The following is a 13,096-nucleotide window of genomic DNA, read 5'->3' as shown; positions in this document are numbered from 1 at the left end:
CCTTCTTCGGCGTAAGCCTCTTATAAAACGCTTTGCAAAACAAAGGGTTAAGTTTAGATAAGGGGTTGCAAAGCAGCGCAGGCTGCGTAGAATACGCCGGGCTGACTGGGTGGCAAGTTGATCCTGTCGGTGCTTCGGTTGAGGTGATCGGAGGCGGTGAAAGAGGCGGTTGACAGCGGTTTGAAACGCTGTAGAATTCGCCTCCCGCTGACGAGAAGCTTGAGGTTGATCGGAGGCGCAAGTGGTTGAAGTAGAAAAGAAATTTTCGAAACTGCTTGACGGAAGATGAGGCTGCTGTAGAATGCGCGCCTCGGTTGAGACGAAAGACTTAACCAACTGTTCTTTAACAACTGAATCAAGCAATTCGTGTGGGTGCTTGTGGGGTAAGACTGATAGTCAACTGATTATCAGCATCACAAAGCAACACTCGTTAATTCGAGAGTTAACTCTTTTAAGTAAGAGGTTTGCGATTGCTGAGCCAAGTTTAGGGTTTTCTCAAAACCCAAGCAGTATTGAACTGAAGAGTTTGATCATGGCTCAGATTGAACGCTGGCGGCAGGCCTAACACATGCAAGTCGAGCGGATGAGGGTAGCTTGCTACCTGATTCAGCGGCGGACGGGTGAGTAATGCCTAGGAATCTGCCTGGTAGTGGGGGACAACGTTTCGAAAGGAACGCTAATACCGCATACGTCCTACGGGAGAAAGTGGGGGATCTTCGGACCTCACGCTATCAGATGAGCCTAGGTCGGATTAGCTAGTTGGTGAGGTAATGGCTCACCAAGGCGACGATCCGTAACTGGTCTGAGAGGATGATCAGTCACACTGGAACTGAGACACGGTCCAGACTCCTACGGGAGGCAGCAGTGGGGAATATTGGACAATGGGCGAAAGCCTGATCCAGCCATGCCGCGTGTGTGAAGAAGGTCTTCGGATTGTAAAGCACTTTAAGTTGGGAGGAAGGGTTGTAACCTAATACGTTGCAATTTTGACGTTACCGACAGAATAAGCACCGGCTAACTCTGTGCCAGCAGCCGCGGTAATACAGAGGGTGCAAGCGTTAATCGGAATTACTGGGCGTAAAGCGCGCGTAGGTGGTTTGTTAAGTTGGATGTGAAAGCCCCGGGCTCAACCTGGGAACTGCATCCAAAACTGGCAAGCTAGAGTACGGTAGAGGGTGGTGGAATTTCCTGTGTAGCGGTGAAATGCGTAGATATAGGAAGGAACACCAGTGGCGAAGGCGACCACCTGGACTGATACTGACACTGAGGTGCGAAAGCGTGGGGAGCAAACAGGATTAGATACCCTGGTAGTCCACGCCGTAAACGATGTCAACTAGCCGTTGGAATCCTTGAGATTTTAGTGGCGCAGCTAACGCATTAAGTTGACCGCCTGGGGAGTACGGCCGCAAGGTTAAAACTCAAATGAATTGACGGGGGCCCGCACAAGCGGTGGAGCATGTGGTTTAATTCGAAGCAACGCGAAGAACCTTACCTGGCCTTGACATGCTGAGAACTTTCCAGAGATGGATTGGTGCCTTCGGGAACTCAGACACAGGTGCTGCATGGCTGTCGTCAGCTCGTGTCGTGAGATGTTGGGTTAAGTCCCGTAACGAGCGCAACCCTTGTCCTTAGTTACCAGCACGTTATGGTGGGAACTCTAAGGAGACTGCCGGTGACAAACCGGAGGAAGGTGGGGATGACGTCAAGTCATCATGGCCCTTACGGCCAGGGCTACACACGTGCTACAATGGTCGGTACAAAGGGTTGCCAAGCCGCGAGGTGGAGCTAATCCCATAAAACCGATCGTAGTCCGGATCGCAGTCTGCAACTCGACTGCGTGAAGTCGGAATCGCTAGTAATCGTGAATCAGAATGTCACGGTGAATACGTTCCCGGGCCTTGTACACACCGCCCGTCACACCATGGGAGTGGGTTGCACCAGAAGTAGCTAGTCTAACCGCAAGGGGGACGGTTACCACGGTGTGATTCATGACTGGGGTGAAGTCGTAACAAGGTAGCCGTAGGGGAACCTGCGGCTGGATCACCTCCTTAATCGACGACATCAGCTTCCTTATAAGCTCCCACACGAATTGCTTGATTCATTGCGAAAGACGATTGGGTCTGTAGCTCAGTTGGTTAGAGCGCACCCCTGATAAGGGTGAGGTCGGCAGTTCGAATCTGCCCAGACCCACCAATTGTTGTGGGGTTTGGCCTTGGTAGAATATGGGGCCATAGCTCAGCTGGGAGAGCGCCTGCCTTGCACGCAGGAGGTCAGCGGTTCGATCCCGCTTGGCTCCACCACTTACAGCATCGTTGTGTAGAGTTCAGAAATGAACATTCCTGAGATCGTCAGTTGAATGTTGATTTCTGGTCTTTGACCAGTACGAAAATCGTTCTTTAAAAATTTGGGTATGTGATAGAAGTGACTGATTAATTACTTTCACTGGTAATTAATTTGGTCAAGGTAAAATTTGCGTTGTTCTCAAGTGCAAATTTTCGGCGAATGTCGTCTTCACGTTATAGACAATAACCAGATTGCTTGGGGTTATATGGTCAAGTGAAGAAGCGCATACGGTGGATGCCTTGGCAGTCAGAGGCGATGAAAGACGTGGTAGCCTGCGATAAGCTTCGGGGAGTCGGCAAACAGACTTTGATCCGGAGATCTCTGAATGGGGGAACCCACCCAGCATAAGCTGGGTATCACACACTGAATACATAGGTGTGTGAGGCGAACCAGGGGAACTGAAACATCTAAGTACCCTGAGGAATAGAAATCAACCGAGATTCCCTTAGTAGTGGCGAGCGAACGGGGACTAGCCCTTAAGCTTCTTTGATTTTAGCGGAACGCTCTGGAAAGTGCGGCCATAGTGGGTGATAGCCCTGTACGCGAAAGGATCTTAGAAGTGAAATCGAGTAGGACGGAGCACGAGAAACTTTGTCTGAATATGGGGGGACCATCCTCCAAGGCTAAATACTACTGACTGACCGATAGTGAACCAGTACCGTGAGGGAAAGGCGAAAAGAACCCCGGAGAGGGGAGTGAAATAGAACCTGAAACCGTATGCGTACAAGCAGTGGGAGCCTACTTTGTTGGGTGACTGCGTACCTTTTGTATAATGGGTCAGCGACTTATATTCAGTGGCGAGCTTAACCGAATAGGGGAGGCGTAGCGAAAGCGAGTCTTAATAGGGCGTTTAGTCGCTGGGTATAGACCCGAAACCGGGCGATCTATCCATGGGCAGGTTGAAGGTTAGGTAACACTGACTGGAGGACCGAACCGACTACCGTTGAAAAGTTAGCGGATGACCTGTGGATCGGAGTGAAAGGCTAATCAAGCTCGGAGATAGCTGGTTCTCCTCGAAAGCTATTTAGGTAGCGCCTCGTGTATCACTGCTGGGGGTAGAGCACTGTTTCGGCTAGGGGGTCATCCCGACTTACCAAACCGATGCAAACTCCGAATACCAGCAAGTGTCAGCACGGGAGACACACGGCGGGTGCTAACGTCCGTCGTGAAAAGGGAAACAACCCAGACCGTCAGCTAAGGTCCCAAAGTTATGGTTAAGTGGGAAACGATGTGGGAAGGCTTAGACAGCTAGGAGGTTGGCTTAGAAGCAGCCACCCTTTAAAGAAAGCGTAATAGCTCACTAGTCGAGTCGGCCTGCGCGGAAGATGTAACGGGGCTCAAACCATACACCGAAGCTACGGGTTCATCTTAGGATGAGCGGTAGAGGAGCGTTCTGTAAGCCTGTGAAGGTGAGTTGAGAAGCTTGCTGGAGGTATCAGAAGTGCGAATGCTGACATGAGTAACGACAATGCGAGTGAAAAACTCGCACGCCGAAAGACCAAGGTTTCCTGCGCAACGTTAATCGACGCAGGGTGAGTCGGCCCCTAAGGCGAGGCAGAAATGCGTAGTCGATGGGAAACGGGTTAATATTCCCGTACTTCTAGTTACTGCGATGGAGGGACGGAGAAGGCTAGGCCAGCACGGCGTTGGTTGTCCGTGTTTAAGGTGGTAGGCAGAGTGCTTAGGTAAATCCGGGCGCTTAATGCCGAGAGCTGATGACGAGCGTTCTTTTAGAATGCGAAGTGGTTGATGCCATGCTTCCAGGAAAAGCTTCTAAGCTTCAGGTAACTAGGAACCGTACCCCAAACCGACACAGGTGGTTAGGTAGAGAATACCAAGGCGCTTGAGAGAACTCGGGTGAAGGAACTAGGCAAAATGGCACCGTAACTTCGGGAGAAGGTGCGCCGGTGAGGGTGAAGCATTTACTGCGTAAGCTCATGCCGGTCGAAGATACCAGGCCGCTGCGACTGTTTATTAAAAACACAGCACTCTGCAAACACGAAAGTGGACGTATAGGGTGTGACGCCTGCCCGGTGCCGGAAGGTTAATTGATGGGGTTAGCGAAAGCGAAGCTCTTGATCGAAGCCCCGGTAAACGGCGGCCGTAACTATAACGGTCCTAAGGTAGCGAAATTCCTTGTCGGGTAAGTTCCGACCTGCACGAATGGCGTAACGATGGCGGCGCTGTCTCCACCCGAGACTCAGTGAAATTGAAATCGCTGTGAAGATGCAGTGTATCCGCGGCTAGACGGAAAGACCCCGTGAACCTTTACTATAGCTTTGCACTGGACTTTGAGTTTACTTGTGTAGGATAGGTGGGAGGCTTTGAAGCGTGGACGCCAGTTCGCGTGGAGCCATCCTTGAAATACCACCCTGGTAACCTTGAGGTTCTAACTCTGGTCCGTTATCCGGATCGAGGACAGTGTATGGTGGGTAGTTTGACTGGGGCGGTCTCCTCCTAAAGAGTAACGGAGGAGTACGAAGGTGCGCTCAGACCGGTCGGAAATCGGTCGTAGAGTATAAAGGCAAAAGCGCGCTTGACTGCGAGACAGACACGTCGAGCAGGTACGAAAGTAGGTCTTAGTGATCCGGTGGTTCTGTATGGAAGGGCCATCGCTCAACGGATAAAAGGTACTCCGGGGATAACAGGCTGATACCGCCCAAGAGTTCATATCGACGGCGGTGTTTGGCACCTCGATGTCGGCTCATCACATCCTGGGGCTGAAGCCGGTCCCAAGGGTATGGCTGTTCGCCATTTAAAGTGGTACGCGAGCTGGGTTTAGAACGTCGTGAGACAGTTCGGTCCCTATCTGCCGTGGACGTTTGAGATTTGAGAGGGGCTGCTCCTAGTACGAGAGGACCGGAGTGGACGAACCTCTGGTGTTCCGGTTGTCACGCCAGTGGCATTGCCGGGTAGCTATGTTCGGAAAAGATAACCGCTGAAAGCATCTAAGCGGGAAACTTGCCTCAAGATGAGATCTCACTGGAGCCTCGAGCTCCCTAAAGGGCCGTCGAAGACTACGACGTTGATAGGTGGGGTGTGTAAGCGCTGTGAGGCGTTGAGCTAACCCATACTAATTGCCCGTGAGGCTTGACCATATAACACCCAAACAATTTGTTGTTTGTGTGTCAGACGGTTGAAGTCGACAACAAACCGAAAATTTGCCAGAACACGCAATACCGCATATCACATACCCAATTCGGGGAAGCGCCTCAACCGCGACTCCCCTGCTGAATTGCTTGACGACCATAGAGCGTTGGAACCACCTGATCCCATCCCGAACTCAGTAGTGAAACGATGCATCGCCGATGGTAGTGTGGGGTTTCCCCATGTGAGAGTAGGTCATCGTCAAGCACCTATCCCAAACCCCCGCCCCGCGTAAGCAGGTCGGGGGTTTGTCTTTTAGTGAAAGCCTAAGATTTGTACTTGGGCGTGAAGCGCTGGCGAAAGCCGCTAAGTTTCACCAAGTGGTTGAAGTAGAAAAGAAATTTTCGAAACTGCTTGACGGAAGATGAGGCTGCTGTAGAATGCGCGCCTCGGTTGAGACGAAAGACTTAACCAACTGTTCTTTAACAACTGAATCAAGCAATTCGTGTGGGTGCTTGTGGGGTAAGACTGATAGTCAACTGATTATCAGCATCACAAAGCAACACTCGTTAATTCGAGAGTTAACTCTTTTAAGTAAGAGGTTTGCGATTGCTGAGCCAAGTTTAGGGTTTTCTCAAAACCCAAGCAGTATTGAACTGAAGAGTTTGATCATGGCTCAGATTGAACGCTGGCGGCAGGCCTAACACATGCAAGTCGAGCGGATGAGGGTAGCTTGCTACCTGATTCAGCGGCGGACGGGTGAGTAATGCCTAGGAATCTGCCTGGTAGTGGGGGACAACGTTTCGAAAGGAACGCTAATACCGCATACGTCCTACGGGAGAAAGTGGGGGATCTTCGGACCTCACGCTATCAGATGAGCCTAGGTCGGATTAGCTAGTTGGTGAGGTAATGGCTCACCAAGGCGACGATCCGTAACTGGTCTGAGAGGATGATCAGTCACACTGGAACTGAGACACGGTCCAGACTCCTACGGGAGGCAGCAGTGGGGAATATTGGACAATGGGCGAAAGCCTGATCCAGCCATGCCGCGTGTGTGAAGAAGGTCTTCGGATTGTAAAGCACTTTAAGTTGGGAGGAAGGGTTGTAACCTAATACGTTGCAATTTTGACGTTACCGACAGAATAAGCACCGGCTAACTCTGTGCCAGCAGCCGCGGTAATACAGAGGGTGCAAGCGTTAATCGGAATTACTGGGCGTAAAGCGCGCGTAGGTGGTTTGTTAAGTTGGATGTGAAAGCCCCGGGCTCAACCTGGGAACTGCATCCAAAACTGGCAAGCTAGAGTACGGTAGAGGGTGGTGGAATTTCCTGTGTAGCGGTGAAATGCGTAGATATAGGAAGGAACACCAGTGGCGAAGGCGACCACCTGGACTGATACTGACACTGAGGTGCGAAAGCGTGGGGAGCAAACAGGATTAGATACCCTGGTAGTCCACGCCGTAAACGATGTCAACTAGCCGTTGGAATCCTTGAGATTTTAGTGGCGCAGCTAACGCATTAAGTTGACCGCCTGGGGAGTACGGCCGCAAGGTTAAAACTCAAATGAATTGACGGGGGCCCGCACAAGCGGTGGAGCATGTGGTTTAATTCGAAGCAACGCGAAGAACCTTACCTGGCCTTGACATGCTGAGAACTTTCCAGAGATGGATTGGTGCCTTCGGGAACTCAGACACAGGTGCTGCATGGCTGTCGTCAGCTCGTGTCGTGAGATGTTGGGTTAAGTCCCGTAACGAGCGCAACCCTTGTCCTTAGTTACCAGCACGTTATGGTGGGAACTCTAAGGAGACTGCCGGTGACAAACCGGAGGAAGGTGGGGATGACGTCAAGTCATCATGGCCCTTACGGCCAGGGCTACACACGTGCTACAATGGTCGGTACAAAGGGTTGCCAAGCCGCGAGGTGGAGCTAATCCCATAAAACCGATCGTAGTCCGGATCGCAGTCTGCAACTCGACTGCGTGAAGTCGGAATCGCTAGTAATCGTGAATCAGAATGTCACGGTGAATACGTTCCCGGGCCTTGTACACACCGCCCGTCACACCATGGGAGTGGGTTGCACCAGAAGTAGCTAGTCTAACCGCAAGGGGGACGGTTACCACGGTGTGATTCATGACTGGGGTGAAGTCGTAACAAGGTAGCCGTAGGGGAACCTGCGGCTGGATCACCTCCTTAATCGACGACATCAGCTTCCTTATAAGCTCCCACACGAATTGCTTGATTCATTGCGAAAGACGATTGGGTCTGTAGCTCAGTTGGTTAGAGCGCACCCCTGATAAGGGTGAGGTCGGCAGTTCGAATCTGCCCAGACCCACCAATTGTTGTGGGGTTTGGCCTTGGTAGAATATGGGGCCATAGCTCAGCTGGGAGAGCGCCTGCCTTGCACGCAGGAGGTCAGCGGTTCGATCCCGCTTGGCTCCACCACTTACAGCATCGTTGTGTAGAGTTCAGAAATGAACATTCCTGAGATCGTCAGTTGAATGTTGATTTCTGGTCTTTGACCAGTACGAAAATCGTTCTTTAAAAATTTGGGTATGTGATAGAAGTGACTGATTAATTACTTTCACTGGTAATTAATTTGGTCAAGGTAAAATTTGCGTTGTTCTCAAGTGCAAATTTTCGGCGAATGTCGTCTTCACGTTATAGACAATAACCAGATTGCTTGGGGTTATATGGTCAAGTGAAGAAGCGCATACGGTGGATGCCTTGGCAGTCAGAGGCGATGAAAGACGTGGTAGCCTGCGATAAGCTTCGGGGAGTCGGCAAACAGACTTTGATCCGGAGATCTCTGAATGGGGGAACCCACCCAGCATAAGCTGGGTATCACACACTGAATACATAGGTGTGTGAGGCGAACCAGGGGAACTGAAACATCTAAGTACCCTGAGGAATAGAAATCAACCGAGATTCCCTTAGTAGTGGCGAGCGAACGGGGACTAGCCCTTAAGCTTCTTTGATTTTAGCGGAACGCTCTGGAAAGTGCGGCCATAGTGGGTGATAGCCCTGTACGCGAAAGGATCTTAGAAGTGAAATCGAGTAGGACGGAGCACGAGAAACTTTGTCTGAATATGGGGGGACCATCCTCCAAGGCTAAATACTACTGACTGACCGATAGTGAACCAGTACCGTGAGGGAAAGGCGAAAAGAACCCCGGAGAGGGGAGTGAAATAGAACCTGAAACCGTATGCGTACAAGCAGTGGGAGCCTACTTTGTTGGGTGACTGCGTACCTTTTGTATAATGGGTCAGCGACTTATATTCAGTGGCGAGCTTAACCGAATAGGGGAGGCGTAGCGAAAGCGAGTCTTAATAGGGCGTTTAGTCGCTGGGTATAGACCCGAAACCGGGCGATCTATCCATGGGCAGGTTGAAGGTTAGGTAACACTGACTGGAGGACCGAACCGACTACCGTTGAAAAGTTAGCGGATGACCTGTGGATCGGAGTGAAAGGCTAATCAAGCTCGGAGATAGCTGGTTCTCCTCGAAAGCTATTTAGGTAGCGCCTCGTGTATCACTGCTGGGGGTAGAGCACTGTTTCGGCTAGGGGGTCATCCCGACTTACCAAACCGATGCAAACTCCGAATACCAGCAAGTGTCAGCACGGGAGACACACGGCGGGTGCTAACGTCCGTCGTGAAAAGGGAAACAACCCAGACCGTCAGCTAAGGTCCCAAAGTTATGGTTAAGTGGGAAACGATGTGGGAAGGCTTAGACAGCTAGGAGGTTGGCTTAGAAGCAGCCACCCTTTAAAGAAAGCGTAATAGCTCACTAGTCGAGTCGGCCTGCGCGGAAGATGTAACGGGGCTCAAACCATACACCGAAGCTACGGGTTCATCTTAGGATGAGCGGTAGAGGAGCGTTCTGTAAGCCTGTGAAGGTGAGTTGAGAAGCTTGCTGGAGGTATCAGAAGTGCGAATGCTGACATGAGTAACGACAATGCGAGTGAAAAACTCGCACGCCGAAAGACCAAGGTTTCCTGCGCAACGTTAATCGACGCAGGGTGAGTCGGCCCCTAAGGCGAGGCAGAAATGCGTAGTCGATGGGAAACGGGTTAATATTCCCGTACTTCTAGTTACTGCGATGGAGGGACGGAGAAGGCTAGGCCAGCACGGCGTTGGTTGTCCGTGTTTAAGGTGGTAGGCAGAGTGCTTAGGTAAATCCGGGCGCTTAATGCCGAGAGCTGATGACGAGCGTTCTTTTAGAATGCGAAGTGGTTGATGCCATGCTTCCAGGAAAAGCTTCTAAGCTTCAGGTAACTAGGAACCGTACCCCAAACCGACACAGGTGGTTAGGTAGAGAATACCAAGGCGCTTGAGAGAACTCGGGTGAAGGAACTAGGCAAAATGGCACCGTAACTTCGGGAGAAGGTGCGCCGGTGAGGGTGAAGCATTTACTGCGTAAGCTCATGCCGGTCGAAGATACCAGGCCGCTGCGACTGTTTATTAAAAACACAGCACTCTGCAAACACGAAAGTGGACGTATAGGGTGTGACGCCTGCCCGGTGCCGGAAGGTTAATTGATGGGGTTAGCGAAAGCGAAGCTCTTGATCGAAGCCCCGGTAAACGGCGGCCGTAACTATAACGGTCCTAAGGTAGCGAAATTCCTTGTCGGGTAAGTTCCGACCTGCACGAATGGCGTAACGATGGCGGCGCTGTCTCCACCCGAGACTCAGTGAAATTGAAATCGCTGTGAAGATGCAGTGTATCCGCGGCTAGACGGAAAGACCCCGTGAACCTTTACTATAGCTTTGCACTGGACTTTGAGTTTACTTGTGTAGGATAGGTGGGAGGCTTTGAAGCGTGGACGCCAGTTCGCGTGGAGCCATCCTTGAAATACCACCCTGGTAACCTTGAGGTTCTAACTCTGGTCCGTTATCCGGATCGAGGACAGTGTATGGTGGGTAGTTTGACTGGGGCGGTCTCCTCCTAAAGAGTAACGGAGGAGTACGAAGGTGCGCTCAGACCGGTCGGAAATCGGTCGTAGAGTATAAAGGCAAAAGCGCGCTTGACTGCGAGACAGACACGTCGAGCAGGTACGAAAGTAGGTCTTAGTGATCCGGTGGTTCTGTATGGAAGGGCCATCGCTCAACGGATAAAAGGTACTCCGGGGATAACAGGCTGATACCGCCCAAGAGTTCATATCGACGGCGGTGTTTGGCACCTCGATGTCGGCTCATCACATCCTGGGGCTGAAGCCGGTCCCAAGGGTATGGCTGTTCGCCATTTAAAGTGGTACGCGAGCTGGGTTTAGAACGTCGTGAGACAGTTCGGTCCCTATCTGCCGTGGACGTTTGAGATTTGAGAGGGGCTGCTCCTAGTACGAGAGGACCGGAGTGGACGAACCTCTGGTGTTCCGGTTGTCACGCCAGTGGCATTGCCGGGTAGCTATGTTCGGAAAAGATAACCGCTGAAAGCATCTAAGCGGGAAACTTGCCTCAAGATGAGATCTCACTGGAGCCTCGAGCTCCCTAAAGGGCCGTCGAAGACTACGACGTTGATAGGTGGGGTGTGTAAGCGCTGTGAGGCGTTGAGCTAACCCATACTAATTGCCCGTGAGGCTTGACCATATAACACCCAAACAATTTGTTGTTTGTGTGTCAGACGGCTGAAGTCGACAACAAACCGAAAATTTGCCAGAACACGCAATACCGCATATCACATACCCAATTCGGGGAAGCGCCTCAACCGCGACTCCCCTGCTGAATTGCTTGACGACCATAGAGCGTTGGAACCACCTGATCCCATCCCGAACTCAGTAGTGAAACGATGCATCGCCGATGGTAGTGTGGGGTTTCCCCATGTGAGAGTAGGTCATCGTCAAGCACCTATCCCAAACCCCCGACCCGCGTAAGCAGGTCGGGGGTTTGCTTTTGCGCGCTGGAAACGCCTCTTTACGTTTGTAGGCAAGTGGCAGGGGCATCGTTATCATGCGTGCCTTATTGCTCCGAGGGGAGGCAGCATGCTGCCATTACTAAGGCTTCTCCAAGATGGCCGCTTCCATTCCGGCGAGGCGCTCGGGGCGGCGCTGGGCATCAGTCGCGCCGCAGTCTGGAAGCAATTGCGTTCGCTGGAGGCCGAGCTCGGCTTGCCGGTCTATAAGGTTCGCGGCCGGGGCTACCGCTTGGCAAGCCCGCTTCGTCTGCTTGATGAGCGCAAGCTGAGCGAGGAAGCTTGGCCGGTGAGTGTGCTGCATTCTGTCGACTCGACAAATTCGGAGGCATTACGCCGTCTAGAGGCCGCTCAGTCGGTGCCTTTTAGCGTGCTTGCCGAGCGGCAGACGGCTGGCAGGGGGCGCCGTGGGCGTACCTGGATCAGTCCTTTCGCCGAAAATCTCTACTACAGCCTAGTGCTGCGAGTAGAGGGTGGTATGCGGCAGCTGGAAGGGCTCAGTCTGGTGGTCGGGCTGGCCTTGGTGCGGGCCATTCGTGGCATGGGGGTCGAGGGTGTCGGCTTGAAGTGGCCGAACGACCTGCTGGTCGATGGGCGCAAGATCGCCGGCATACTCCTGGAGCTGTCCGGGGACCCCGCGGATGTCTGCCATGTCGTGATCGGTATAGGGGTCAACGTCAATATGATGCCTGGGCAAGCGTCGACCATAGACCAGCCCTGGACCTCGATGCGCGCCGTGCTGGGTTGTGGGGTGGACCGCAATGAGCTGGTCAGTGGCCTGAATAAGCAACTGATGGGCTATTTGAGCCTGCATCAGCAGCGTGGATTCTCAGCGCTGCTCGAGGAGTGGCAGGGCTGTCACTTGTGGCAGGGGCGCCAGGTTAGGCTTACCGCCGGCGCACAGGAGATAGTAGGTGTGGTCCTGGGGGTAGATGTAACAGGAGCCTTACGCTTACTGGTGGATGGCGTGGAGCGGCATTTCAGTGGTGGGGAGCTCAGCTTGAGGTTGTCGGATGATTCTTGAGCTCGATTGCGGCAATAGCTTTATCAAGTGGCGGGTTATCGACCGAGAAGATGCGGTTGCCTGCTGCGGCGTGGTCGGATCCGATCAGGAGCTAGTGGACGCCCTGCGCGGGCGGGCGGTGGGCTTGAGTGCCTGCCGCCTGGTTAGCGTGCGCAGCGATGAGGAAACATCCAATCTGGTTAGTGCCCTGAGCGAGGCGTTCTCGCTTGATTGTGCGCGAGCTGAGACGGCGGCCGAACTGGCTGGTGTGAGCAACGGCTACGAGGAGCATGAGCGCCTGGGGCTGGATCGCTGGCTGGCTCTGGTCGGCGCCTATCATCTGGCAAGCGGTGCCTGCCTGGTGTTGGATCTGGGCACCGCAGTGACCTCCGACTACGTCGACGCCGGTGGTCGGCATCTGGGCGGCTTCATTTGTCCGGGCGTGCCGTTGATGCGCGGCCAGCTGCGCACCCATACCCGGCGCATACGTTATGACGATAAGGTGGCTGAGCGCGCCTTGCATAGCCTGGCCCCAGGCCGCTCTACGGCCGAAGCAGTAGAGCGAGGCTGCTCACTGATGCTGCAAGGGTTCGTGCACACCCAGCTGGAGCTTGCGCGAGAGTACTGGGGCGATTCGTTCGAGGTATTTCTTACCGGGGGCGATGCAGCGCTCGTGGCGGGTTTGCTGCCGAGGGCTCGGGTGGTCCCGGATCTGGTGTTTATCGGTCTCGCGCTCGCCTGTCCGTTGAGTCGAGGTTGAC

Annotated in this window: 2 protein-coding genes, 4 tRNA genes and 6 rRNA genes; all 12 read left to right on the top strand. The window is 53.0% G+C overall.

Annotation, left to right across the window (positions count from 1 at the left end):
* Positions 1 to 514 precede the first annotated feature (514 nt).
* The 12 genes from ACSX1D_RS18795 to ACSX1D_RS18740 all read left to right on the top strand — a co-directional run bounded on the left by ACSX1D_RS18795 (position 515) and on the right by ACSX1D_RS18740 (position 13,095).
* Positions 515 to 2,051 (top strand): 16S ribosomal RNA (locus ACSX1D_RS18795).
* Positions 2,052 to 2,116: 65 nt separating this feature from the next.
* Positions 2,117 to 2,193 (top strand) — tRNA-Ile (locus ACSX1D_RS18790).
* Positions 2,194 to 2,224: 31 nt separating this feature from the next.
* Positions 2,225 to 2,300, top strand: a tRNA-Ala gene (locus ACSX1D_RS18785).
* Positions 2,301 to 2,550: 250 nt separating this feature from the next.
* Positions 2,551 to 5,441 (top strand): 23S ribosomal RNA (locus ACSX1D_RS18780).
* A gap of 140 nt (positions 5,442 to 5,581) precedes the next feature.
* A 5S ribosomal RNA gene (rrf, locus tag ACSX1D_RS18775) occupies positions 5,582 to 5,697 on the top strand.
* Positions 5,698 to 6,083: 386 nt separating this feature from the next.
* Positions 6,084 to 7,620, top strand: a 16S ribosomal RNA gene (locus ACSX1D_RS18770).
* A 65-nt stretch (positions 7,621 to 7,685) separates the two neighbouring features.
* Positions 7,686 to 7,762, top strand: a tRNA-Ile gene (locus ACSX1D_RS18765).
* 31 nt (positions 7,763 to 7,793) lie between these two features.
* Positions 7,794 to 7,869, top strand: a tRNA-Ala gene (locus ACSX1D_RS18760).
* A 250-nt stretch (positions 7,870 to 8,119) separates the two neighbouring features.
* Positions 8,120 to 11,010 (top strand): 23S ribosomal RNA (locus ACSX1D_RS18755).
* Between the two features lie 140 nt (positions 11,011 to 11,150).
* Positions 11,151 to 11,266: ribosomal RNA gene (gene rrf / locus ACSX1D_RS18750) — 5S ribosomal RNA — on the top strand.
* Together the 16S, 23S and 5S rRNA genes with 4 tRNA genes alongside form the textbook arrangement of a ribosomal RNA operon.
* 136 nt (positions 11,267 to 11,402) lie before the next feature.
* Complete coding sequence (gene birA / locus ACSX1D_RS18745) at positions 11,403 to 12,356, top strand: bifunctional biotin--[acetyl-CoA-carboxylase] ligase/biotin operon repressor BirA (RefSeq protein ID WP_439859916.1); 954 nt, start codon at positions 11,403 to 11,405, stop codon at positions 12,354 to 12,356.
* The gene (locus tag ACSX1D_RS18740; RefSeq protein WP_439859915.1) at positions 12,346 to 13,095 is read left to right on the top strand and encodes a pantothenate kinase; all 750 of its coding nucleotides are present in this window, start codon (positions 12,346 to 12,348) and stop codon (positions 13,093 to 13,095) included. The genes birA and ACSX1D_RS18740 overlap by 11 nt, the downstream gene beginning before the upstream one ends.
* Position 13,096: the final 1 nt, after the last annotated feature.

The sequence above is a fragment of the Pseudomonas sp. MBLB4136 genome (genome assembly GCF_051904765.1).
GTDB lineage: Bacteria > Pseudomonadota > Gammaproteobacteria > Pseudomonadales > Pseudomonadaceae > Aquipseudomonas.
Note: the sequence above shows the minus strand (reverse complement) of the source record. Positions and strands in the feature narration are given on the sequence as shown.

Excerpts from the sequence above, each read along its gene's own strand:
- birA (WP_439859916.1), top strand. The coding sequence starts at position 11,403 with ATGCTGCCATTACTAAGGCTTCTCCAAGATGGCCGCTTCCATTCCGGC.
- ACSX1D_RS18740 (WP_439859915.1), top strand. The coding sequence starts at position 12,346 with ATGATTCTTGAGCTCGATTGCGGCAATAGCTTTATCAAGTGGCGGGTT.